Source organism: Alphaproteobacteria bacterium (assembly GCA_016722515.1).
Classification (GTDB): Bacteria; Pseudomonadota; Alphaproteobacteria; order Rickettsiales; family JADKJE01; genus JADKJE01.
The window spans coordinates 366688-390527 of sequence record JADKJE010000002.1 but is presented as its reverse complement, the minus strand read 5'-3'; the positions used below and the strand labels follow the sequence as shown (position 1 = coordinate 390527).

Annotated in this window: 24 protein-coding genes; 5 read left to right on the top strand and 19 right to left on the bottom strand. The window is 43.1% G+C overall.

Annotated elements, in window-relative coordinates:
* Positions 1–18 precede the first annotated feature (18 nt).
* Both IPP74_06520 and IPP74_06515 read right to left on the bottom strand, forming a co-directional pair.
* Entirely contained in the window at positions 19–399 is a 381-nt protein-coding gene (locus tag IPP74_06520; GenBank protein ID MBL0318926.1) for a hypothetical protein, read from the bottom strand.
* Entirely contained in the window at positions 399–1130 is a 732-nt protein-coding gene (locus IPP74_06515; GenBank protein MBL0318925.1) for a hypothetical protein, read from the bottom strand. Before IPP74_06515 ends, IPP74_06520 begins: the two co-directional genes overlap by 1 nt.
* 22 nt (positions 1131–1152) lie before the next feature.
* Here IPP74_06515 and IPP74_06510 point away from each other — a divergent pair, with 22 nt between their 5' ends.
* Positions 1153–1392: a CrcB family protein gene (locus tag IPP74_06510; protein ID MBL0318924.1), complete on the top strand. Its 240-nt coding sequence runs from the start codon at positions 1153–1155 to the stop codon at positions 1390–1392.
* 85 nt (positions 1393–1477) lie between these two features.
* Here IPP74_06510 and IPP74_06505 read toward each other — a convergent pair whose 3' ends face one another.
* Together IPP74_06505 and IPP74_06500 are read right to left on the bottom strand one after the other, a co-directional pair.
* Positions 1478–1645, bottom strand: a complete 168-nt coding sequence (locus IPP74_06505; protein MBL0318923.1) for a hemagglutinin repeat-containing protein — start codon at positions 1643–1645, stop codon at positions 1478–1480.
* A 70-nt stretch (positions 1646–1715) separates the two neighbouring features.
* Positions 1716–2464 (bottom strand): IS5 family transposase gene (locus IPP74_06500; protein MBL0318922.1). Its coding sequence is split into 2 segments (ribosomal slippage): positions 1716–2248 and positions 2248–2464, totalling 750 coding nucleotides; the frame shifts between segments, so codons are not numbered across the junction.
* 246 nt (positions 2465–2710) lie between these two features.
* On the opposite strand from IPP74_06500, the gene IPP74_06495 reads away from it, so the two are divergent.
* On the top strand, positions 2711–3100 hold the full coding sequence (locus IPP74_06495; protein MBL0318921.1) for a hypothetical protein: 390 nt from the start codon (positions 2711–2713) through the stop codon (positions 3098–3100).
* On the opposite strand, the gene IPP74_06490 is transcribed toward IPP74_06495, so the two are convergent.
* The 13 genes from IPP74_06490 to fliF all read right to left on the bottom strand — a co-directional run bounded on the left by IPP74_06490 (position 3097) and on the right by fliF (position 19248).
* Positions 3097–3537, bottom strand: a complete 441-nt coding sequence (locus IPP74_06490; GenBank protein MBL0318920.1) for a hypothetical protein — start codon at positions 3535–3537, stop codon at positions 3097–3099. The genes IPP74_06495 and IPP74_06490 overlap by 4 nt on opposite strands.
* Positions 3538–3572: 35 nt before the next feature.
* Complete coding sequence (locus IPP74_06485; protein ID MBL0318919.1) at positions 3573–4196, bottom strand: hypothetical protein; 624 nt, start codon at positions 4194–4196, stop codon at positions 3573–3575.
* 28 nt (positions 4197–4224) lie between these two features.
* A complete protein-coding gene (locus IPP74_06480; protein ID MBL0318918.1) occupies positions 4225–10476 on the bottom strand; it encodes a hemagglutinin repeat-containing protein in 6252 nt (2083 codons plus the stop codon).
* Positions 10477–10629: 153 nt separating this feature from the next.
* Positions 10630–10797, bottom strand: a complete 168-nt coding sequence (locus tag IPP74_06475; protein ID MBL0318917.1) for a ParB N-terminal domain-containing protein — start codon at positions 10795–10797, stop codon at positions 10630–10632.
* A 152-nt stretch (positions 10798–10949) separates the two neighbouring features.
* Positions 10950–11423 carry a GNAT family N-acetyltransferase gene (locus IPP74_06470; GenBank protein MBL0318916.1) on the bottom strand — a complete coding sequence of 158 codons (474 nt, stop codon included), beginning with the start codon at positions 11421–11423 and terminating at the stop codon, positions 10950–10952.
* A gap of 9 nt (positions 11424–11432) precedes the next feature.
* Positions 11433–12221 (bottom strand): sulfite exporter TauE/SafE family protein, encoded by a 789-nt coding sequence (locus tag IPP74_06465; GenBank protein MBL0318915.1) that lies wholly within the window; start codon positions 12219–12221, stop codon positions 11433–11435.
* Complete coding sequence (locus IPP74_06460; protein ID MBL0318914.1) at positions 12208–13155, bottom strand: ABC transporter ATP-binding protein; 948 nt, start codon at positions 13153–13155, stop codon at positions 12208–12210. Before IPP74_06460 ends, IPP74_06465 begins: the two co-directional genes overlap by 14 nt.
* Before the next feature lie 113 nt (positions 13156–13268).
* On the bottom strand, positions 13269–14606 hold the full coding sequence (locus IPP74_06455; protein ID MBL0318913.1) for a sigma-54-dependent Fis family transcriptional regulator: 1338 nt from the start codon (positions 14604–14606) through the stop codon (positions 13269–13271).
* An 18-nt stretch (positions 14607–14624) separates the two neighbouring features.
* Entirely contained in the window at positions 14625–15413 is a 789-nt protein-coding gene (locus IPP74_06450; GenBank protein MBL0318912.1) for a MotA/TolQ/ExbB proton channel family protein, read from the bottom strand.
* Positions 15414–15470: 57 nt separating this feature from the next.
* Positions 15471–15800 (bottom strand): flagellar motor switch protein FliN, encoded by a 330-nt coding sequence (gene fliN / locus IPP74_06445; protein MBL0318911.1) that lies wholly within the window; start codon positions 15798–15800, stop codon positions 15471–15473.
* Positions 15801–15816: 16 nt separating this feature from the next.
* Entirely contained in the window at positions 15817–16581 is a 765-nt protein-coding gene (locus IPP74_06440; GenBank protein MBL0318910.1) for a hypothetical protein, read from the bottom strand.
* Between the two features lies 1 nt (position 16582).
* Positions 16583–17596, bottom strand: coding sequence for a flagellar motor switch protein FliG (gene fliG / locus IPP74_06435; GenBank protein MBL0318909.1), 1014 nt, complete (start codon positions 17594–17596; stop codon positions 16583–16585).
* A 20-nt stretch (positions 17597–17616) separates the two neighbouring features.
* Positions 17617–19248, bottom strand: coding sequence for a flagellar M-ring protein FliF (fliF, locus tag IPP74_06430; protein ID MBL0318908.1), 1632 nt, complete (start codon positions 19246–19248; stop codon positions 17617–17619).
* Between the two features lie 304 nt (positions 19249–19552).
* On the opposite strand from fliF, the gene IPP74_06425 reads away from it, so the two are divergent.
* The 3 genes from IPP74_06425 to IPP74_06415 all read left to right on the top strand — a co-directional run bounded on the left by IPP74_06425 (position 19553) and on the right by IPP74_06415 (position 21539).
* Positions 19553–20248 (top strand): hypothetical protein, encoded by a 696-nt coding sequence (locus IPP74_06425; protein MBL0318907.1) that lies wholly within the window; start codon positions 19553–19555, stop codon positions 20246–20248.
* A 32-nt stretch (positions 20249–20280) separates the two neighbouring features.
* Complete coding sequence (gene virB9 / locus IPP74_06420) at positions 20281–21057, top strand: P-type conjugative transfer protein VirB9 (GenBank protein MBL0318906.1); 777 nt, start codon at positions 20281–20283, stop codon at positions 21055–21057.
* A gap of 230 nt (positions 21058–21287) precedes the next feature.
* On the top strand, positions 21288–21539 hold the full coding sequence (locus IPP74_06415) for a hypothetical protein (protein MBL0318905.1): 252 nt from the start codon (positions 21288–21290) through the stop codon (positions 21537–21539).
* A 33-nt stretch (positions 21540–21572) separates the two neighbouring features.
* On the opposite strand, the gene IPP74_06410 is transcribed toward IPP74_06415, so the two are convergent.
* Together IPP74_06410 and IPP74_06405 are read right to left on the bottom strand one after the other, a co-directional pair.
* Entirely contained in the window at positions 21573–22922 is a 1350-nt protein-coding gene (locus IPP74_06410) for a HAMP domain-containing histidine kinase (GenBank protein ID MBL0318904.1), read from the bottom strand.
* Between the two features lie 300 nt (positions 22923–23222).
* The gene (locus IPP74_06405; GenBank protein ID MBL0318903.1) at positions 23223–23828 is read right to left on the bottom strand and encodes a hypothetical protein; all 606 of its coding nucleotides are present in this window, start codon (positions 23826–23828) and stop codon (positions 23223–23225) included.
* Between the last annotated feature and the right edge of the window lie 12 nt (positions 23829–23840).

Below are 23840 nucleotides of genomic sequence, written 5' to 3'. Positions count from 1 at the left end.
TCTGAATTTTCTTACCCATTAATTTATATCTAAAGGTTTATACAAAAATTCTATCCCTAAAATTTCATCTTCATTATTAATATTAAAGAGAACTTCGGTTGGTATAGCATAGTCATAATGGCAATCACTTAGCTTATTCATAAGTATCATATTGTTGTTTTTAAAGGAAGAAGAAAAAAAACCCTTCAAATCTTCTCTGATTTTATCAAAACTTAATATATACAGACCTGGATCTGTATTATAATTGAGCTCAAATCCACATAATTCTTTTTGTTTGTTTATATATAAAGTCCCATATTGATCTGGATCTGTATTATTTAAATCATAATATTTCTTCTCACTTTCTGAGTACAGCCTAAAATAAGCGACTCCTATTAATGTATCTATCGTCCATTTCACTAGAAAATCTCCTGATAATTGTCAATATTTAAGCTGCCACGCTTCATAACTGTTTTAATTGTTTTTGCTGCTGGATCTATAGCAACACCAATTAGCTTTGAATTACCCACATAACCGGCAACAAGTTTAGCCTCAATCCATGCAACTATTGAATTATTGGCTGGATCAAAATACTGCTTACCATTGTCAATGACATACATAGCTTGATCTTTTGTTAAATTTCTTTCTAACAGTTGTTGTTCCGCATGCGCACCAGTCTGCCAAATAACTTCATTTGAAGAAATTTTGCTAACATTTTTTGCGGCAGCATCAGTTGCAACAGTTTTCCCTCCATTGTTAACAAACTTAGCCGTAACCGAATCACTACCGAGCCAAGCAGCGAACGCTTCACCCGCTTGTGTAGCCTTATAGACCTTGCCAGCTACCATGAATCCTTTGACTAGTACGCCACCAACCATGTACATACCGAGTTCTACTCCGGCGGCTTTTAAAGCTCCTAAGGCACCGTTTGTCTTATAGGCATCATAAACATTGTACGCTGATAATGCAACCAATCCGACTCCAACCAATAATGGGATCAGGTAACTGACACCAAATCGTTGACCCGTGCGATAGACACAAGACAGCGCTTTTTGCACCGGAATTGTTGCATCAAACGTACGTGGTGGATGGTTGCACGTATCGCAATTGCCACAAGGGTTGCACGTATCGCCAAAATATTCCAGTATCACTCCTCATTGTTTTTTTGCCGCGATGACAGGGCCAGATGGCCGCTTTATGGTGGCTTCGGATATGCGGATATTTGTGATGGTTGGCTTATGTGGCGGCTACACAACCTTTTCCTCCTTCAGCCTGCAAACGCTTAACCTGGCCAGGGAAGGGGCGATCATCTCAGCCGGCCTTAATATTCTGTTATCCGTTTTGCTGTGTCTTATTTCGGTATGGCTGGGATATTTGTTGGCATCTGTATTTAATCAACTTAAAGGAGCATAAATATGACACGGCCAGATAAGTGGGTTCACCATACGCTTGTATTTGATCTTCGGTGTTGCTCCTTTTAGGTTAAAGTTAACAGACTCTACTTTTTTGTGGACCAATTTTGGGGGAGCAGGTCACCCGCTTCGATATAAGAGCCTTTCACGCCGATATCATCTGCCGCATTCATGGTAACGTTTCCACCTGCCACCAAGGTTGAACCGCGGTTGGTCACCTGGTCTGTGCGGTGAATTTGCGTGCTGCTGCTCATGAAGCCGCTTTATGGCTAACCGTCTCCATGTAATAATACTCATCTACCGAGCTGATATTAGGGCGTGTCCTCAATTTGATATCCAAATGAATGTACAGGCTAGAAAGAGCATAGCTTTGAAATTTCGAGCCAATTTTTCAAATCGTGTTGCAATGCTTCTAAAGTGTTTCAGTCTGGCAAAAAGATTTTCTACTAAATGGCGGAGCTTGTATAGATACGAGTCAAACTCTGGGTTTGGCTTTTTGCTATTGGATTTTCGTGGAATAACAGGATTCATCCTCGCCTCTTTGGCTTGCGCTCGGATTGCTTCGGAATCGTAGCCTTTGTCTGCTATAAAATGGTCTGCCACTCCTATCTTTCCGATGATTTTATCGGCTACTTTGGCATCGTGGACTTCACCCCCAGTGATTTGAAAATCGATCGGATTTCCATGCGCATCGGCGGCAATGTGAATCTTAGTAGTTGCTCCTCCTCTAGACATTCCGATGGCACGTTCTTCGCCACGCCGAGCTCCACTTGCATGCTGATGAGCGCGGACATAACTTCCGTCGGCGAATACCCACTCCGTATCAATTTCTCCTCGTAGCTCAAAAAAAAATTCTCCCATAACCCTTTCGCAGCCCAACGGTTAAAGCGATTATAGGCTGTTTTCCAGGGACAAAATTCCTCAGGAACATCTCGCCAGGGAGCTCCTGTACGAAGCTTCCATAAAATGGCTTCCATAACTGCACGATCATTTTTCCAGCGATGGCATCCTTTCGCTTTCATTGTCCTTTGAAGTTGTTCCCAGATTGAATCGCTTAAAAATTGTCGCACCATATGTAAAACCTCCCTTCAATATTAAGGAACAATCTCACATATTCAGCTAATTTGAAGCCATTTTATACCAAGTCTCATATTTAAATAAACTAATTACATCTGTCATTATTTGTGATATTCTATGGCCCATTAACGTAATGAAAGGTTGGTTGCTATGGGCAGAAAAACGAAGTTATTGACAGATATTGTTGTAATACCATGTCTCATATTTAAATATGAGACATGGTATTATATGCAAAAGCATAATTGAGGACACGCCCTAATATCTTGGGCATTCAGGTTGATATTTTGCGCCGCCTGCACATCACTGCCCAAAATATCCAACTGGTCATGGGCATTGAGCGTCATCGAGCCTTTACTGGAAAGGGTCGCCGCATTCTGCACCGTCAACTCACGGTGGGATTTAATCGGCCCCTCATTGTTAATGGTAACGCTGGTAACGCTGGTGACGCTGTTGAGCGCTTGCGCAACGATGAGGATATCATCACCGGCATTCAGGTCAGGGTCAGCTGCGAACCTGCAGCCATATCTGCACCCTGGTTGATAATATCGTCACCCGCAGTAAGCGTGACATTGTCGCCGTCCATTAAGCCGCGTGCTCCTAAGACTGCTCACAACACGCAGAATTACTTTTAGGATTTTGGCTTTCTTGATCCAGGAGCACTCACCCGATAACTCACATTGCCATTGGGCTCAAGTACTACATTCAGATAATAGATTCCACTAGGCTTACCGCTTTTAATAAAATCTTTATCAGAGAGAATAAACTCGCGTGATTGCTTCTTATTGTCAAAATCTTTCCACCTGACAATTAATTTTCCACGGGCATTAGATGCCACGACGTAGCCTACTTCTCGTGTGCCGCCGAAATACATCTCACCAAGACGGGAGAGCTTGCTACCTTCCAGAGTGCATTCAATGTCGTTATACATTCGCAAAATTCGAAGCTCTGTGGATTGGTTAGCTTGAGCATTTTTCATAGAATCCAAGCTTCCCACAGAATTTTGAGATTGACAGGCACACATGAATCCCGCCAGAAGAACGATTCCTAATTCTTTATAATAGTGCTTCATATTGATTCCTTATTTAGATAATTATTTACGAATTATCAGTGCTGTTTATCAGCATATTTCACACTGTCCGCCAAATATTGTTTTTCATATTCTGCACGCAAGTTTGCTAGTTTTTCGTTGTTTGCTTTTTCTCGCTGCTTGTGTGCTTCAGTCAATGTTCCATCTTCCCTCATTTTCTTATATATCCGTCTGAAGCCCAAAGCATCTTGAATCTTCTGAATCATACGCCACCGCTCTTGTGCATGAGGGTATTGGTATGTGTAATACACCATACCATCTTGTCTAAATTCGAATTTAATATCTTCACTTGCTCCCTTTTTTCCAATATTGGGGAAATTCTCTTTGGTAATTTCAATTTCCGCCCGAAATTTTTCATGTTTGGCATTTTCCCAGGTTAAAACAGCCGTACCATAAGCCTCTCTCGTATGCTGAATCCATTGGCTTTGTGATGTATAGCTTCCAGAACCGAAACTACCTATTTGGCCCCCAATGGGTAAGAATTTTACTCCGCCCCACTCTAGTTCAATATTAAAAATTCTGTCATCGCTCATATTTAAATAACCAACCGAAGGTAAATATGTTCCCTTCATAAACGCGCAGGCTGCACATGACCAAAAGATTAAAACCAATGCAAAAATATATTGGGTTGTTTTATTCATCTAATTTCCTCTGTTATAGTTCATTTCTTTATTGTCCGTTTGGATAATACGTATCTCGTCCGTCATTTGAGCCTATAGGCAATGTTTCAACATGGATATAGGTATTATATAAATTATTATAGGCCCCTTGATAAGCAGCGTAATTACTGCTGCTCGGGCTATTTTGATACTGCTCTTTAACAATTTGGTAATTGTCATACATTTGTTTGAGTTCCGGTGAGACAAGATACTCGTCAGGCAAATCAACAAATGGCACACCATTATTTACAGCAACATAGTACATCCAACCCAGCGGTATCAACGATAACTCATTACTTTTATTTTGTTCTCCTGGCGTATAACCTCCACCAACATCGCTGTGCGCTCCAGGAAAAGATTGTTCAGTGACATTACTTGGACTGCTGCCGTCGCCATATAATATAGACTGCAAATCAAATAGCGACCGATTTTCATCCTCAGCAACCGCCTGAGCAGCAAAACCAATAGATGGAGAAACTGTAAAATCATATCCAATATCTATATTGTTCCCCGGAACACCAAACGATCCAACGCTATCAAATAATAATTCTGAACGGATAAATACAGCATCCAAAGGCACTCCTGGAATACCTTGCGTTAAAATAATATTTGCAAGGTTGCGTGCTTCTGCGCCGCCACGGCTAAATCCAGCGATATCAATCACAAATATTTTTCCGGGTATATAGGTTTCTGATAAAAACTTCATGGCATCCTGAAGTTGTTTTTCGGTACCACAACCGAATACAAAGCATACTTGATCTAATCCTACTCCCGTACCAACACCCGCAATATATTTGCCTTGAGTTTGATTACTATCCCCATAAAGCAGATAAAGCTTTGCCAAATTTGATTCACTGCCATTGAGAAGATCCTTATATAGATCCTTACCCGTCCCATCGATAAAAACTCCTACTTCTGTAAAGATTGCTTTCCTTGCTTCCGGACTTAACCCTTTTATCAAATCAACCATTTTCAAGGCTCCCTTAATAGCCTGGTCAATTAGAGCCTGATCTTCAGGCGTTAATGCGGAGCCTTTAAATTCCTTTAGTAATTTTGCAAATTTACTCCCATCGCCTTGTGAAATTGCCTTAGTCAACTGCTTCATTTGTTCGGTCGTAAGCCCTTGAGGAAAGAGGCTGGCTATAAGACTTTTTAGCCCTTTCGCAAGATCGGCAATATCAACAATTACCTGAACCGGAACTTCAATATTAAGGGAATTATGCTCATCCACCAGCACTTCCTGTACCTTATTAACATCGCGGTTAACGCCTTTCAACTGGTCATCCGCTGCTTCTTGTCCGCCAATATTAATAGTGCCATTGCCAATGGTGGCGTGAGTGATGCCAATTTTTGTATCTTCCTGGACTTGTGCGGTTACAGACCCACCTCCTGGCAAATGGGTATTGGTTCCCAACATTGGCTTCAGAACCTTGTCAAGTGGCGAGGGCTTAGCATTGACGCCAAAACTCCAGCTTAAGCCAATTCCTCCGCCGCCATAATCCCATATCTCTTCATCGACAAGATCAGAAGCTATGAGCCCTCCTGTATCGAGCACGAGGTTATCACCATCAATATAGCTGCCATCTTCTTGCGGAGTGGCCTGTGCGATAAGCGCACCTTCAACCGTAGTCGTGCCGCCGACGGTGATATTCACAGAATTCGTACCGATGATTGAAGTTACATCATCCGTCCAGGCACGGTGGCCTTCGCCACTTCCGCCGCCGACGTTAGAACCAAACTGAGGCGTAAAATGGCCGGTTATGTCAACGCTAACGCCAATACTCATCCCCGCACTTTTAGAGCTTTGGCTTGTTTCTGAAGTATTCTGTACCGAGGCAACTAAAAGGACTCCGCCTACATCCATATTCACATTTTCAGCCAGGATATTGGCCCCTTTCACCGTCGTGTTATTCCCACTATTAAGGATAAAATCATGACCCGCTTCAATAATAGTTTGGGTATTGGTGCTGCCGCTGGTTTCATATTTCGAAGAGCTAGATGATATTCCCCAAGAAACAGAAATACTTGGTAACAAACTTGATGGATTATGGACGATGTTTGAGATGCCACCTAAATTTTTATAGGTGTACCAACCCTTATAAGCATTTGCAGCCAAGTTTATCGCACCATAGTCACCTGATGTATCTGTATTCGCCAAACCATTAACGGTATTAATTGCCCCTGTAATACTCTCTTGAATAGCAATGGTGTAACCAATACTAGTCATTTGGTGTTTTTCAATGTAGCTGTTATCTGCCGCTAAGCTCCGCAGGTTAATATCATCATCACTACTGAGTATCACATCATGATCGGCATAAAGACGGCTCGACAGGATATCGATATCCTTGCTCGCATCCATGTTGATATCATGTCCTGCGATAATCATCGAGGGCAGTAAGGTTTCCTGGTAGCTGTTGATCCTGTCTTTGGTTTGTTGGTAACTCACCCCAAAACTCATGCCAGAAAGTCCGCCGGTGAAACCGCTGTCCTTTTTATACACGTAACTGGATTCATAACCCTTACCGGCTTCTACGGTAATGCCACCTGTGTTGTTGTGGTCGGCATCGGCGAGTAAATGGATGTCGTTACCAGCTTCTGCGTAAGAGGCGGTAACGTTGATATTATCATTGGCGTTGATGTTAATGTTATTTCCTGCCGTTAAAGTAGAACCTCGCAAGCTTTCTTTGTCTTGTTTGACCTCCTTCTTGCTAGAGCTCATAAAGCCATGGCTGCTGCTGGTTTCGTGGTAATGGTAGCTTTCGGTTTCGGCACCGATGGTGACATTCTGTGCGGTTAAATTAATATCACCCGCACTTTGCGCATCGCTGCCTTTGATGGTGATGTCGTTGGCGGCATTTAACACCAGCTGCTGACCGCTTAATAACGAGCCAATTTGCAAGGTGCTGTCACTGGTGTAATGGCTGTGGCGATAGGACGCATCGGTGTGGTTGTTTAAGGCCTGGCTGTCGATGATGATATTGCCGTTGGTCGACGTTAAGCTGCCGGTTCCACCGGCATCCAGCACACCGCCGTTAAAGTGGATATCACCGCTGGTGGTGAGGTTTACGTTGTTTCCTGCGGCAAGGGTTCCTTGATGTTGCAGTGTTTCAAACGTGCTTTTGCCATAACTGCTTGATCCTACGGATGCGCTGTTGCTGATTGTGTCTGCGGTGATATCTAGATTATTACCCGCTTTGATTAATCCACCTTGGTTCGCAACGGTGCTTGAGTTGATGGTGACATTATGCTGTGCTTGTAGACCACCTTGGTTGGTGATGCGGTTGCCTGTTAGGGCAATATCATGGCCGTTTAATGTTGCGCCGGTGTTTTGTGCAATGTCTTTTAATTGGGCATCGCTACTGGCTAGATAAACAGTAGGCACTAACACTTGTTTACCGTTAATGGTTTGCTGCACTAGCCACACAATATCTTTGGTTAAAAGCGATTGCTGTGAATCGGTTAAGGCAATACCAACCGATAAATTTAATGTACCCATTTGCTCTTTAGCATTATCATAGAGCTGGGTGATTTGTGCGGTAGCATCGGTAATGCCAGGGGTGATAAAACGTGTGCCTAGTTTTTTAAGCAAGGCATCTTCAATTAATTGCGTTTCGTAAAAAGGATCGCCTAATAATAAGATGGTGTGGTCAAGCTGATAACCGAGTTGATCTAATAAGTAACTGGAACCCACATAGCCATTTTGATTAATGTTTGGTATTTGGGTGGTGATCAAGTAGGGTGAGTTAGGATCAGATGCTACTCCAAATAAACCACCTACGCTAACATTCACTCCAGGGGAAACCACCGAAGATTGATCGATACGTGGGGTAATTAATAGGCCGTTTATTGGAAGCGATGTCTGGTTATTCACCAAATTTCCACCCAACGTTAATGTGCCACCTGCTTCCATGGTACTGGCGACGTGGCCGGATTGGTATACCAGATCAAACGTATCCAGAGGTGCAACCACCCCGCCAATGTAATCATAATCACCGGTTAACGGATTATACAGATGCGGTAGACAGCCGGAAGTCATGCAGGTATAGCGCAGGATACTGTTGATATCCATCCCGATATTGGTGACATTGGCATTCCCTAAATCAACATTGCCGCTGGCGCTGATGTAACTGACCTGCTGGTTGAGGGTAGAGGCATCTACTACCAGGTTGCCTTGGGAAATAATTTCGCCGGCCCGCTCGGTAAAATCTTCTGTTTCTGTAATGACCTGACGTGCTACACCTGGAGGAAGGTTGGGATCAGCCTGCCAGGTAGAGTTATTATCGACCATGAATTTAATGCCGTCTAAATACGGATCAGCATTAAAAATCAGCCATTGATTATCACTGCCGGTATGTGCCAGCATATCGTCATTGCCATGACCTAAGCGGATATCAAAATACTCGATATCGCCTGCATCCTCAATAAAGGAAGGATTCCCGACGCGGTGGTTGCTGATGGTGTTCGCAACCAGAGTCATTAAACCACCAGATTGAATTAAGCCGCTTTGGTTTTCTAATAAGACCATGCGGGTGTTGTTTAAACCACCCATCCATAAACTGCCCGTTTCTGCCAGGATGTAACCCTGGTCATTGAGGAGGTGATTGCCAACTTCTATGTTCATATTGCCGTGCGTATAGAGTACGCCTTGGTTTGTCAGGTCATGTGTAGCACCGAGTAACGCATCATCGTTGGAAGCGATAACACCGGTTGCGGTGTTGTTTAAATCGAGTGCGCTTATATCGATATGCGTTGCTGAAGAAAGTTCTCCTTGATTGGTTAAGGTTCCACCGACTGTTAAAGACAAATCACCCAGCATCGATATAATCGATGTATCATTTAGCCAATTGCCGCTTACGTTTTGCAAGAGGGTGTTGGCTAGTAAGGTGCTGTTCGTTGCGCTAAAACTGCCATTAGTTAGGGACAATTCGTCATTAGCCACAATCTGACTGGTCGTGATAGTGGTTGCTCCAGTGGAAATAAACACCACCGAGTTTGCGAGTATCTCGCTATCGCTGATATCGAGGCTGGCGGCTGTCATGGATATCACATCTTCTGTTCCGCTAGTGAGTACGTGTGTTAAACGAATAGAGTCTGCATTGCCCGTAATGGTGTTGGCTTTCACAAACGCAAAGCCAGAATCAGCATTTGAGCCATCCAACGTAAGTTGATTGCCAGCAGTGAGAGTAAGCTGATCACCAGCATAGATATATTGACCACCTAATGCTGCATCACTCTGTGCATTCACGGTTACAGAACCACCAGCAGAGGTTCTGCCGGTATGGGTCACTTTGCTGGCTGTTGAGGTAAGCTTCACATCTGCAGTAGCAGAAGCAGTGCTGGCCTGCACAAGCTCACCATCGGCGGTGATTTCTAAATTACCGTTACTGGCTTGCAAGATGCCGCCATTATTAACACCAACGCCTGCTTCGGTGCTTTTAAGATAAATCTTTCCTGCATACATGCCACCCAAAGCAGATGCATCAATCGCAATGGTGGGTTTGCTAACCTCTGATTCCGGTGTGGCAGCAAGTGGAGTGGCCACACCCGTTTGATAATTAACTTGGTTGCGGCCCGTTGTGACGCGCACTGTATTGCCACCATAAATAGCGGCGTGAATTTGTGTCGCACGGGCGATGATATCAAAGGAATCGGTCTGGCTGGCATCAACGCCGTTGCCTTCAATCAGGATGTTGCCTTTATCAACGGTGATATGGTCTATATTGCCCACACCATCCATATGGGGCACTCCGGTCGTTAACGTGACTTTAGGCGTTTTGAGAAATCCACAGCCATTGCAGCTGATACCGTTGGGGTTAGCCACGACATACTCGGCTTCTCTGCCAAAGATTTCCGTTGGGCCTTGCAAGGAAGATGGATTCGTTCCGGTTACTTCATTAATAATAATGCGTGCTTCATTACCGGAAGTAAGGTTGCCATTGCCAACCACAATGCTACCAATCGTTGATATTCCTGAACTGGCTGAATTATTAACTATCAACCCCTCGTTACCAACTTGTAGTTCCCCAATCTTATTGTGAGAAACCCCTCCTCCATTAGGTGTGGCAATGTTTTCGACGGGTGTGTGATTAAGAGATTCTGCAACCGTGGGTTGATTGGCTATGGGCGCGGCGGTGTCTGGCGTAATCACCGTTTGTGCGTAGACAATGGGGGCTAACATCGGCTGCAGAACCAGCAGCGCAGACAGCAGCAATACAAGAGAATGATGTAATTTTCTTGGCAATTCTTGTCCCAATTTTCTCATAAACACCGAATGCGAATTAATGGCTATTTCCCACAGAGGGGAAATTGTATACCATGGTATAAAGCTGGAAACAAGGGATTATTTTCAACCAAAAGTTAAATGGGAGATTGGCGCATTTTTGTATGTAAGTTAGCGAAGGTCAGTTTTTCTTCTTCATGAGCTGCAATGAGGAGTGAGAATAATGGCGGGGACTTCTTTAAGTCCAAGGCGCTGAGCAGCAGATAGTCTGCTGTGTTCTGCGATGATAAGACTGTCATCCCCCATAAGGATAGGATTCACAAACCCAAACTCAGCGATTGAGCTCTCAAAACCATCTTTCATACCTCGTTCACGCTACCAGGATTAGGGAAAGATATAACCATATTTAACCACTTGGCTGCAGATCAAAAAAAGTTGATTGATCTCTAAAGTCTTGTTTCGGGTGTCCCATTGACGAAGACAGGAAAAGAAATTTTCTTACTAAAGAAAACACATTACTCCTGGACCTTTTCCTGCAAATCAATTTTAAATCCTTCATGTGACGCAGCAAACCCTAAACGCTCATAAAACCGATGCGCATTATGGCGCTCTTTATGGCTGGTTAGCTGCACAAACCGGCAACCTTTGGCTTTTGCTTGCGCAATGGCCCATGTAACCATGAACTGACCAATTCCTTGATTCCGATAAGCATCATGGACATGCACACCTTCTAACACCGCCCGCAGCGATCCTCGAAAACTCATATTTCGCGTATAGGTAATTTGCAGCGTTCCCACCAGTTCCTGGTTCATTTCGGCCATAACCAGTAGCTGGTCTTTATCGTTATCAATGGCTTCAAATGCTTGATAATAAACGTGTAAATCATCTAGGCTTTCACGATTCTTGCCTAAGAAATCATTGGTCAACAAGGCCACAATAACCGGAACATCTTCGCGCACAGCTTTTCTCATTAGGATAGAGTCAGGCATTTTTCCTCCTCATTGCAACCACTCTTTCCATAAAAAATAGCCTGTTATAGACCATGATGCAACAATAACTCCTAGTCGCACTAGGTTTGAAGGGATGCCTCTGGAATAATGGGCGATTAAAAACCCACCCACGATAGCGCCCGTACCCATAACAACCATTTGCATCCACATCACTTTATGCGCCATACAAAATATGACAGTGGCTATACTGTTAATACAGGCTGCCGAACCATTTCTTATTGCATTAATTTCATGCATATTTTGAATGCCAATGATCGAGAAAAATGCCATAAACAAAATGCCCATGCCCGCGCCAAAAAATCCCCCATACGTCGAAATCATTAACTGGGTTGCAATCACCATTAGCCAGTAAAAAAATGTGGGTGCTGTGGGTTGCGATGCATCTTCCTTGGGAATTCTTCGAAAGGTGCGGATGATCGGATCCCTGAACGAAAATAAACACGTAGCAAGTATCAGCATCATCGGTACAATATTGGCAAAATGCTCATTGGAAAGGCTGATAAGGATCAAAGCCCCTATGCCCCCACCTATAAAACTAAGTGGAATAACGAACTTCATCAGACGCGTTTGGTTAAATAATTCTTTGCGAAACGCCCACAAGCTAGCACATGTACCCGGCCATAATGCAACCGTCGATGTTGCATTTGCCTCAATCGGAGGAATACCCAAAAAAATTAACACAGGAAAGGAGAGAAACGAGCCACCGCCAACGATTGCATTCAAACCACCGCTGACCATACCAGTCCCTAATAAGATAAGAAACTCAAATGCTCCCATGACTGCCCTCATGTGTCAGATATCGGAACACCGCTTCTAAATTAGGTTCTTTGGTAGAAAGATCAAGAATAGTGAGCCCCGCTGCTTTGATGGCAAATAAAATAGCTTCAAACACCACTTCGGATGTCTTATAGCTGATTTCTAATGTATGGGCATCAATCAATATCGCTTCATACACAGCAAGCGATGCCGGAATGGCCGTGAGGGCATCCTGCAATTGAATCCGAACGGTTTTGCGATTCAACCGCTTCATCAACGTGGATTTGCTTTCACTGGCAATAATCCGCCCATGATTAATAATAGCAATTTGATCGCACAAGGCTTCTGCTTCTTCAAGATAATGAGTTGTTAAGAGTACCGTTGTTCCTTGGCGGTTAAGCTCCTTTACATATTCCCATAATTGCTGGCGCAGCTCTACATCAACCCCAGCCGTGGGTTCGTCAAGAACCAGGATTGAAGGTGAATGCACCAATGCTTTGGCAACCAACAACCGTCTTCGCATCCCCCCAGAAAGGCTTCTGGGTTTATTATGGGCCTTATCTTCCAGTTTAAGTGCTTTAATAATTTCGTTGGTTTTTCGATCTTTAGGAGCGATACCATAATAACCAGCGTGATTTTCAAGCGCTTCATAGACGGTAAAGAACGGATCCAAAATCAATTCCTGCGGAACAATGCCAATGTTAAACTTAGCCTGGCGCATATGGGTATCAATGTCCCAGTGTTGCACATGGACCTTGCCTCCAGTTTTATTCACCAGCCCCGCAAGAATATTAATCAAGGTTGATTTACCTGCGCCATTAGGCCCTAACAACCCAAAGAAGGAACCTTGAGGGATCGCTAGGTCAATCCCTTTTAACGCATCCTTAGCAGGTCTTTTAGCTGTTGCCCGATATGTTTTTAAAAGCCCTTCACAAATAAGCGCCGACGATTGCATGATGGTTCTCAATAAATAATACAGCCCTTATCATAGCCAACTTAATGAACTTGCTCAAGTTTATAGGCATGATCGGCATACCAGGTATAGTACACCGTTTTGCATCGATCAATCTACTCAGTCGCCTCAAGCTTATAAGCATTCAACTTATTCCGAAGCGTCCGCAAGGATATCCCTAAAATCATTGCCGCTTGGGTGCGATTGCCTAAACAATGACCCAATGTATTAACAATCATCTCTTTTTCAACACTTTCAATGGTTCTGCCAACAAGCGGCAAAGCACTTGCTTCCAACGAGGAATAGGTCGTTTCGATGGTTGCCTGGCTGTCGATATTCGTATCGGCACTTTCCTGCTGCAATAAAATTGCCGATGTCCCTATTTCATCCCCGCTTGCTAATAACACCGCACGGTGCATCGTATTTTCAAGTTCACGAACATTGCCTGGCCAATCATAGGCTATTAATTTGAGGGAAGCCTGGTTCGATAATGGCTTTGCTTTCATACTATTGGCCGCAGAATATTTTTGTACAAAGAATTGCGCCAAAGGCACAATATCTTCTTTGCGGCGACGCAACGGTGGCAGCTGTAGATTGATGACATTGAGACGGTAAAATAAATCTTCACGGAAGGCACCATCACGGATAGCTTCTTTTAAATCGCGATTACTGGTGGCAATAATTCGGATATCTACATCCACCGAAGCGGCTCCGCCAACCCTGTCGATTTTTCGTTCTTGAATAGCGCGCAGCAATTTAGGCTGCAGACGAATATCCATTTCAGTTACTTCGTCCAATAATAATGTGCCTTTATTGGCTTCTTCAAATTTTCCTACTCGCCGCGACAGGGCTCCGGTAAACGCCCCTTTTTCATGACCAAATAATTCTGATTCAAGTAACTGCTCAGGAATCGCCGCACAATTCACCGCAATAAAAGACTGGTTAGCACGCTTGCTGGTTTGATGGATATAGCGAGCAATCACTTCTTTACCGGTACCCGATTCTCCTGTAATCAAAATACTCGCATCAGCACCGGCTACTTGTTTGGCCATATCCAAAACCGCTTGCATGGCGGGCGAATGGCAAATCATTTCCGTTTCTTCCAGACGCGGCGCTATTGCCTCAATCACCGCAGCAATGAGATCACCATCTGCAGGAAACGGTATAAATTCTAAAGCACCCGCTTTAATAGCTTCAACGGCTGCCTTGGTATTATTGCCAATGCCACAGGCAACAACTGGGATAGCAAATCGCTCCACTCTTAATTCAGTAATAATTCCTGGAATATCCTGATCAACATTGATCATGAGTAAATCGGCACCATACCCATTACGAAGCGCACTTAGAGCCTCATCTTTTCTGACAAATAACCGTACATTGGCAAAACGGTTTTGCGCCGCACTAACCGCTTGCTGGATATAACTGTTATCGTGGCTGATTATCATCAGTCGCATAGTGCTTCCTTATCCTTATTATGCCTGTTCGTAGTATCGCACACGCTGGTCTTTAGGCAACGTGGTATTAATATGGATTTCCAACTGGCGCGGATTTTCTTTGCGAGCAATCGATCCTAGCGCTTCTTTATAAATGGAACTCACAATCATTTCTTTTTGCGAATTATGCTCGAGTTTCGACGCAAGCGGTGTAAACACCATATACGCCATCACGGCTCCATAGAGGGTGGTCAGCAATGCAATAGCCATCGCAGGGCCGATGGCTTTGGGATCATTTAATTGCCCTAACATTTGCACAAGCCCGATCAAAGTACCGATTAATCCAAGCGCCGGCGCCACCTCTGCCGATTTACGCAACACTGCGGCGCTTCGTTTATGCCTCTCCGAAGAGGCTTCAAGCGCTTGCTGTAAGGTATATTGAATATCATCCGATTTAAAATTATCCACCAACATCTGCAAGCCTTTGGCAAAAAAACGGTTATGCGCTGCCATGACTTCTTTTCCCTGTAGGGACAGAATACCTTCGCGTTTGGCAATTTCAGCTATTTGGATAGCACGATATGCTGCATAACTTGGCTCTTCCACTTTAGTAAAAATCGTTTGTATCAACAAGCGTTGCGCCGCCACAATATCTTTGAAGGAAAAACAGGTCATCGTTACAAAGAACGTGCCTATAATCACCAACAGAAAGGCGCCTAAATCCATAAAGGACCTGAAACTGCCGGAGATGTAAATACAAATGCCTAACAAGGCAAATGATACACTTAAACCTATTAATGTCGCAAAATCGATGGAAACCCTTCTCATAAACACCCCCTCACCCCTGGTATAATCGTTATCACCTCTGCTGGTTACATCGCTTGTTTATTTTGGTTTAATCACTTCGGTAATGGTCACACCTACACGATTTTCGATGATCACAACTTCCCCTTTAGCAACTTGCCTACCATTGACAAACAGGTCAATGGTTTCACCCACTTTCCGATCAAGCTCTACCACCGACCCACGCCCCAGGCGTAGCAACTGATTTACCTGCATTTCAGCACGCCCAAGAACGGCCGTTACTTCTACCGGAATATTATAAACAATCTCAAGATTGTCATCACTGACTGCCGCTGCAACTGCTTCCACATCAGCACCTGTCTGATTATCTAATTCATCGACGGCAATATCTCGTTCTTGTTGTTTAACCATAATGTTTCCTCTTACCCTATCCCGATACGTTACTCAGATGATTGTTAGCAACGCTGCTTAATAAATGATGAATTGCCTCGTCTATCTTTGCGTAATGAGTTTCAATCTTTCCACCTTCCCATTCTAGACGAAATTCAGACGGTGCCAACTGCCCATCAGCATAGATGGACTCTATGACTGCATCTGTTTTCCCTAACATAGATTGAATATCCTGCATTGCTGAAAATATTTCTGCACTCACCCCCAATTTAATGGTGGGCTCATCCGCCACAAATTGCAAACATTTTTTGATTTCCTGACATAATTTTTCATGCTCTTTGCCTTCCATCAGTAATCCAGACAATTTTTGAGCAATCGTTAATGTTAACGGGACCAACGATGCTAACTGCTTTTGGGCAATATCATTTAAACTATGCTGTGTTTCGCTTAATTTTGCAGCAATCCCCGCGAAGGCTTCATCGAATATCTTCATTTTTTCATGCTGTTGGCGTTCATAAAAAGAAGAGGTCTCTATTTTTCCTTGTTCGTATCCCTTTTGAAAACCGCTATCATATGATTCCTGCACTATTTTTTTATAATCTTCTTCCGAAAAATAAAAACCAGGATGGGTCGCCTTATCAGCTGGTGTTTCTTTTGCTTGTTGCGCAAAGCCACCTTCAGAATTGGTAGCCATAATCCCCTCTTGAGAAAACGCAGGGAGCACATCTCGCTCACGCAGTGTTTCAAGCCTTCCACCTAACTGACGAAAATGGTAACGTTCTTTTGTTTCTGTATTGCTCATATTAGTAAATTAACTCATCTCCACTATCGGCTTTGGTACGCACCGTTATTTCGCTTTTGGCAATTAAATCTTTGGCCACATTGATAATGGCACTTTGGGCATCATCCACATCGCGGATACGAATAGGTCCCATACCCTCCATATCTTCTGCCAGAATTTTCGATGCACGCTGCGACATGTTATTGAGAAACAACACACGAACCTCTTCTTTGGCGCCTTTCAATGCCATCGGCAATTTATTTTTATCCACAAACCGAAGTAAGGTTTGAATATCCGATGGCGATATTTTGAGCAGATCATCAAAGGTAAACATCAAGCCTTTGACCTTTTCTGCAGAATCCGGCAAACGCTGTTCTAATAATGACATGTATTTCGATTCATTAAAGCGGTCAAAGTTATTAAAGATTTCCGCAATCATGGCATTATTATCATTCTTCGTTGTCTTCGTCAGGTTGCTGATAAATTCTGCACGCAATGTTTTTTCAATCCCATCGAGCACTTCTTTTTGTACTGGCTCCATCGTCAGCATACGCTGAATGACATCAAAGGTCAGCGTTTCAGGTAAGGCCGATAATACTTTAGCTGCATGTGCTGGCTGAATTTTTGACATGATCAGGGCAATCGTTTGCGGATATTCATTTTTAAGATAATTAGCCAAAACTTCTTCGTTGATATTCCCTAATTTATCCCAGGTATTTCTGCCTGCAGGACCACGAATTTCTTCCATGATGGCGGACACCTGGTCTCCAACCAATACTTTATTCAACAAACGTTCGGTATTTTGCATATTGCCCACAAACGAAAGGGTGGCTGTTACCGAATTGGTGAATTCAATAATCAATCGCTCCACCACATCCGGCTGAACTGTGCCCAACGTTGCCATGATACTAGAAATTTCTTTGATTTCCTCTTGATCCATTAATGAAAAAATCTTGGAGAGATTAGACTCATCAATCGTCATTAAGACTATGGCGCATTTTTCTGCACCGGTTAGCTGCATATAATCTTTAGTCATAACAGCTCCTTATAAAATGCCTAATTATTGTTGCCATATAACCATGTACGCATAACCGACAATGCTTCATCCGGATGTTTCTGGATTGCTTCATTGACACTTTTGATGGTCATGGTTTTAACACGTGCAGATGCCTGATCGGTATTATTAATATCCATCATGTCATCATCTAGCGGTAGATCTTCGGTCACAATATCCACAAAATTGGTTACTTCTTGCGTACCAAGCAATCTAGCTTCTTCTGCTTCCGCTGTTGCAGAAGCTTCAAATGCCTTGTTAACCATTGGCCTGATAATCAATAAGATGGCCAATATCACCACAACACCAATAATAAGGGTCTGCATCAAGTTTTGGAAATCATCTTTCAACCATGCCAGCTTATCATCTTTAACTTCTTCGATTTGACGCTCAAACGGCATATTAATGACTTCAATCGTATCGCCACGCTCCTTTTTGAAACCAACAGCAGAACTTGCCAATGCCCTGATTTTTGATAATTCATCTTCGGAACGTGCCGCATACATTTGTTTACCTGTTTTAGGATCGGCACTATAGGTACCATCGACCAAAACAGCAATGGAGAGACGTTTAATGGTGCCACTTTCGCTGATTTGATTCTTGACTGTTTTGGAAATTTCAAAATTAGTGGTTTCATCCACTTTTTGGTTATTAGAGCTGCTCTGAGCTCCCTGGCTGCCTCCATTTTCCTGATTGGGCAAGTTATTTGCAACCGAAACATTGCCCGCCCCTTCCTTGTTGTTGGCATTCTCATTTTCTTCAATCGTTTGCACCGACCTAGCCACCTGGCTATCAGGATCAAAGGTTTCAGAATTGGTTACTACACGATCAAAGTTGATATCTGCCGTCACGTGCGCTTTGATTTTTCCCTCACCGATGGTTTGGGCAACCAGGCTTTCTACAGACTGCTTCAGGCGCTGCTCAATCATGACTTGGTAATCTTGGGCCTCACCAGAACCACCAGACAAACTCAATTCATCTTTGACTCCCAACTTTAAAGGCCTGCCCGTGGTATCAACAATGGTAATATTCTCGAGCTTTAGACCCGGAACCGCCGTAACCACCAGATGGCTGATTGCTTGAATCTGAGACCTGCTTAGGTTTTGCTTGCCCTTAATCTTCAGAATAATCGAGGCTCGAGGCTCTTGCGCTTCCTGCTCAAACAACACCCGCTTAGGTATCACCAGATGCACCCGAGCATTATCAATCGTATCAAACGACATAATGGTTCGGCTTAACTCGCCCTCAAGTGCCCGCTTATTATTAATGTTATAGAGAAAGTTGGACGTCCCCAGAGCATCGGCTTTATCAAAGATTTCATAACCAACAATGGAACCAGATGACGGAATGCCTGCCGCAGCCAGGTTCATCCGTAATTGCGGCACCTGCTCTGCCGGCACCAAGACTTCCGTACCATCACCCACTATTTTATAAGGAATTTTACGCGCCTCCAGTTCCTGGACAATTTTTGAACCATCCGCAGGAGCAAGGCCCGAATAAAGCGGCACCAATGTTGGCGCCGATAATTTAAATGAGATAATCGCAAAAACACCCAGCAACACAACCGTAACCAGCGCCATAATAGCCAGCTTGACCGGTCCCAACCCTTTTAAAACATTCAGTAATGCATCCATAATAACATCAAGATACTAATAATTCCCGCGCTTCCCTAACCCAACGAGGAAGACCCAACGCATCCGTGGTTGAGCGTAATCCTAAACAAAAGATTAATTCTCACAACACCACCGTTCAATTCTAGTAAGTTAAAAACAGGATGTAAAGCTACTCTTGCGTCCCACATCGCTCAATCCCCCCTCTTTATCTGCAATTATCTTAAATTTTCTATCCATTCAGCTAAAATCTTATTTATTTTTTAATGATAAAGGCTAGTATCATAGATGAGGGACTTGTCTATTTTGGGGATTTAGAGATTAGCATATGGAACGTGTCAGCATCGCCACGCCGGAATATATAGAGTCCGGCCATTATTATGAAGACGCACGTGATTGGTATAATACACGCTATATCCTTCCGATTAACGAACGGACGCAATACATTATTTTTTCAGCTATATCCCTGTTTTTGCTAGCAGTCATGCTCTTTAATATTACACTTTTGTTCCCAACCGAAACAAAAGTGCCCTTTTTTAGTAAGGTTGATAATTTTGCCAAGCAATATTCTGTCATTACCCCGCTGGGTGATCCAGGCTTAACCGTTAACCAATCCATTGCCAAATACCTGATCTCCCGCTACATCAAGGCACGGGAAGAATATTATCCATCGAATGCTGATATCGAAAAGAAATTTTACTTTGTTCACCAAAATTCCTCCGCGCCCCTGTTTAAGGTCTACCAGGAGCATATGAGCACATCTGACCCCGACAGCCCTTTGCTTAAATACCAGCTCACGTCAACCCGGACAATTGAAATTCTTAACATTATCTTTGATGAAAATCCTCAACATCCCGAAACCATGGTCGTGACATTTAGGGCTACCGTCAATACCAACCAAGTCAAAGAAACCACTAATTGGCAAGCTACGTTATCGTTTAACTTGTCTGATCCAGTTGTTTCGCTGTACAATAACGTACCTTTTGAATTTACTGTGACCAATTACGAGGTACAGAAAATTTAAAATTCGCCCCCTCATTCAGGTGTAGTATGAAAATGTTTTTGTTTGTTCTTAGATTAATATGTGTTGTCCTTATCCTTGGAGCTTCGTCCAAAGCCTGGTCCCTTGAAGAAAACCCCAAGCCAGTACCGACAGACGCACGTATCAGGATTTACTCGTATAAACCGAATCAGGTTTATAAATTTATGGGGCACTATCGCTTTCAGTCCAGCATTGAATTTGCCCCTGGAGAAACCATTGAAACCCTGACCATGGGTGACCCGGGTGGTTGGCAGATTGAGCCTCTTGGTAACCGTATTTTCCTCAAACCTATCGATGATTACGCCACCACTAACATGACGGTGATTACCAATTTAAGGATGTATCATTTTGAGTTATACGCCGAAGAAACCGAAGATATCCGCGATGACAACATGGTCTTCGTCGTAAGGTTCGTCTATCCGGAATATGGTATTGGTGGTGTTAAAAATTATAGCATCAGTTCGACACCTGAATTTAATGATACTGAGAACTATAATTTCAATTATACCGTCGCCGGCAAAGAGTATATTTCACCGATCAAAATCTTCGATGATGGTGAATTTACTTATTTCCAATTCCGCGAGAAGAACAGCGAAATCCCTGCCTTTTTCCTTGTGAATCCGGATGGCTCGGAAGAACTGATCAACTACCGCATGGATCATGGCTATGTTGTGATTGAAAGAGTCGCAAGCCAGTTCACACTTCGTCAGGGAAGTGAAATATTATGCGTATTTAATGAATCACGGCCACTTATTAAGTTAACGCCAGTAACGAAAGCAGGCGCGCGATGAAGCCCCTACGACGAAGAACCGGATGGAGCCGTTGACGTTGTAGTGCCTTCGCATAAACGCAGTGTTTCTTTGAAGACTGGACGTAAGCCGCTGCCTAATTATCTTCCACGGGAAGAGGTGATTTGTGAATTGCCTGAGTCTGAGGTACAGGCGGAAGATGGGCTCACAAGCAGGCAAAGGGTATCAGGCAAGTCGAATCAAAGCCAATCCTGGATGAATTATACCAGTGGATGGAGTCGCTGATCCACAAAATTCACCCCAAAGGATTACTTGGAAAAGCAGGCGATATCGAAAAGCAAGGCATCACTATCGTCCCCATTTCCCTTGATTTCAAAGGTCCAGGACCCGTCAAAAACCTCCCCACCACCATCATCATCGATCCACGCGGCAAAGAAATCAGGCGCGTTGAAGGGCCCTATGAATGGAATAGCAAAGAAGTCACAGATTATCTATTTCCATTTGCTGAGCATAAGCCGAAATAGAGTAGGGAAAATGGCGGCTTTGCTATAATCTACTCATACATATTTATCCGTTATCTGCGTGACTCCAGGGATTTCCTTTAATGGAAATATAAAGGTGAATGTACTCCCCATTCCGCTTTCATTATTCTCTGCCCAAATCGTCCCTAAATGTGCCTTCACAATTTCTCTGCAGATAGCGAGACCCAACCCCGTTCCTCCAGCTTTCGTTTTGGTAAAGCTGCTTTCAAAGAATTTATCAAATATTTTGGTCAATTCACTCTCTGGAATACCAATCCCTTCATCCGCTACTGTAATCACCATACCAGGTACCTGGGCTACTCCATCGAGGAAAATAGCTTCCGGATTAATGCTCTGGCAAATGCTAATGGTACCCTTCTGTGAATATTTAACAGCGTTGCCAATGATATTGGTTATGACCTGCACCATCCGTCCTTCATCGACGTCTACCAATGTTTCGTTAGCCATTGGTTCAAACTCCACTTTCAGGTGCTTTGCTTCCGCGAGCCCACCTGTTTCAGCAATAACCGTTTTAATCAGGTCACTAAACAGCAGCTCTCTACGTTCCAGCTGTATCGCCCCTTTTTCAAATTTTGACATATCCAGTAGGTTATTGATCAAAATCAATAGACGTTCCCCGGATTTATGGGCACGCTGAGCATAATTGAACAACATCACATCATCCGTGGTATCCCACTCTTCGACTAAAAGCCGAGTGAAACTGGTCACTCCGTGGATGGGTGTGCGGATTTCATGGCTCATATTGGAGAGGAAATCTGTTTTGACTTTTAGGGCGTATTCGAGGTCTTCGGTGCGTTCGTCTACTTTTTGTTCTAAATTTTCTTTTAAATCCTTTGCCACTTTTACCATAATATTAAAATCAGCGGTCAATTCTTGAATTTCGCCATATGATGGAGTACTAACTTGCACATCATAATTACCTTTTGTCACAGCACGTGCGGCGTGCGAAAGTTCAATTAGCGGCGAAGAGATAATATTCTGGAGTGCACTAGCAAGAAAATAACCCAGCGCAATGACTCCGATAAGAGTCACCGAGAGGGCAACAAAACTGACTTGAAGCTCTTTGTATATATCTCTTAGATCACTTTTGATAACCATCTGACCTATGTTTTCACCCTTCTTGGAGAAAATGCTGGTAACCAAGATTAAGCCATCCCATGTAAACGAGTATCCGTTGCTGTAATGGGAAACTGAGGGACAGGATTTCTTTATAATCTGGTTCAAATTTCGCTGAACAAAGATTTTCTGACTCTTATCAAAAACACAAACATATTGAATCGACTCTTTTTGCTCAAAATCTTGGAGGTCAGCTATTGCCTTTTCTGGTTGACCGAATTGCAAGCTGGTAGCAATCCTTTTCGTCATCACACCGTTCACGAGGGAAATTTCATTGACTAACTTTGAACTGGTATTTGTTATCGTCCTGTATGCAGAGCATATTCCCAGAAAAATAGCAGTGAAGGTAACCAAAAGCATGGCAAAGCCAAGGAGTTGATTTTTTAGAGGCTTATGAAAAAGAAATCTGGTTAACCACATAATTTTCCAAGTTTTATAACCCATTACCCTATATAAAAGGTAACATAGTTATTCCATCTTGTAAATTAGTTATTATTTAATACAAATTTAAATAACTGCAAACAAAAGGTTAACAACGCCGCATTAAGCCTAGTTAGAGGCTATATTCATGGACTCATGAACTTTTGTATAGTCTCTTAAAACACCTCGGGAGGTTATATTAAAGTCTGCGAATTTTTTGCTAGAATGATAGAACCTCCACGTTGAATCAGCCCAGACTTCATTTTTTCTTTCATATATCTTTGCCTCAGCTGCAAAAGTAATATCATTCATTGGAGCTTGTCTTCTAAAATTCATTTCTAGAAATCTAAGAGCAACCCCATTCCTTCCATCACTACAAAGATTATGTGAAACTCTACCTGCTTGCGTAATAATAACGGATAACAATGTCATACTCATATGCTCCCAACACAATTCTGGAAATGAGTTGTTCTCCGATGAGGCTTGACTAAAATCAATACACACACCTTTAGTATGAACAATATTGCAGCACTTAATGTAGTCGTATGGCTTTATATCTAATTCAAATCTCTCAATCAGAATATCTTTTAATTTATAATTAGGAATATTAAATTTATATATCTCCTCTCTATCCAGGATAATCCTTTTTCCATCTTTAATCCTGGCTAATGATGTTGGTGGAGCTACCTCATTGTTTTCTTTAACATCCAGATTCACTAATGGAAGAGCAGACATTTAATCTCCTTA

Excerpts from the sequence above, each read along its gene's own strand:
- IPP74_06510 (MBL0318924.1), top strand. The coding sequence starts at position 1,153 with ATGACAGGGCCAGATGGCCGCTTTATGGTGGCTTCGGATATGCGGATA.
- IPP74_06505 (MBL0318923.1), bottom strand. The coding sequence starts at position 1,645 with ATGAGCAGCAGCACGCAAATTCACCGCACAGACCAGGTGACCAACCGC.
- IPP74_06490 (MBL0318920.1), bottom strand. The coding sequence starts at position 3,537 with ATGAAGCACTATTATAAAGAATTAGGAATCGTTCTTCTGGCGGGATTC.
- IPP74_06485 (MBL0318919.1), bottom strand. The coding sequence starts at position 4,196 with ATGAATAAAACAACCCAATATATTTTTGCATTGGTTTTAATCTTTTGG.
- IPP74_06480 (MBL0318918.1), bottom strand. The coding sequence starts at position 10,476 with ATGAGAAAATTGGGACAAGAATTGCCAAGAAAATTACATCATTCTCTT.
- IPP74_06475 (MBL0318917.1), bottom strand. The coding sequence starts at position 10,797 with ATGAAAGATGGTTTTGAGAGCTCAATCGCTGAGTTTGGGTTTGTGAAT.
- IPP74_06470 (MBL0318916.1), bottom strand. The coding sequence starts at position 11,423 with ATGCCTGACTCTATCCTAATGAGAAAAGCTGTGCGCGAAGATGTTCCG.
- IPP74_06465 (MBL0318915.1), bottom strand. The coding sequence starts at position 12,221 with ATGGGAGCATTTGAGTTTCTTATCTTATTAGGGACTGGTATGGTCAGC.
- IPP74_06460 (MBL0318914.1), bottom strand. The coding sequence starts at position 13,155 with ATGCAATCGTCGGCGCTTATTTGTGAAGGGCTTTTAAAAACATATCGG.
- IPP74_06455 (MBL0318913.1), bottom strand. The coding sequence starts at position 14,606 with ATGCGACTGATGATAATCAGCCACGATAACAGTTATATCCAGCAAGCG.
- IPP74_06450 (MBL0318912.1), bottom strand. The coding sequence starts at position 15,413 with ATGAGAAGGGTTTCCATCGATTTTGCGACATTAATAGGTTTAAGTGTA.
- fliN (MBL0318911.1), bottom strand. The coding sequence starts at position 15,800 with ATGGTTAAACAACAAGAACGAGATATTGCCGTCGATGAATTAGATAAT.
- IPP74_06440 (MBL0318910.1), bottom strand. The coding sequence starts at position 16,581 with ATGAGCAATACAGAAACAAAAGAACGTTACCATTTTCGTCAGTTAGGT.
- fliG (MBL0318909.1), bottom strand. The coding sequence starts at position 17,596 with ATGACTAAAGATTATATGCAGCTAACCGGTGCAGAAAAATGCGCCATA.
- fliF (MBL0318908.1), bottom strand. The coding sequence starts at position 19,248 with ATGGATGCATTACTGAATGTTTTAAAAGGGTTGGGACCGGTCAAGCTG.
- IPP74_06425 (MBL0318907.1), top strand. The coding sequence starts at position 19,553 with ATGGAACGTGTCAGCATCGCCACGCCGGAATATATAGAGTCCGGCCAT.
- virB9 (MBL0318906.1), top strand. The coding sequence starts at position 20,281 with ATGTTTTTGTTTGTTCTTAGATTAATATGTGTTGTCCTTATCCTTGGA.
- IPP74_06415 (MBL0318905.1), top strand. The coding sequence starts at position 21,288 with ATGGAGTCGCTGATCCACAAAATTCACCCCAAAGGATTACTTGGAAAA.
- IPP74_06410 (MBL0318904.1), bottom strand. The coding sequence starts at position 22,922 with ATGACGAAAAGGATTGCTACCAGCTTGCAATTCGGTCAACCAGAAAAG.
- IPP74_06405 (MBL0318903.1), bottom strand. The coding sequence starts at position 23,828 with ATGTCTGCTCTTCCATTAGTGAATCTGGATGTTAAAGAAAACAATGAG.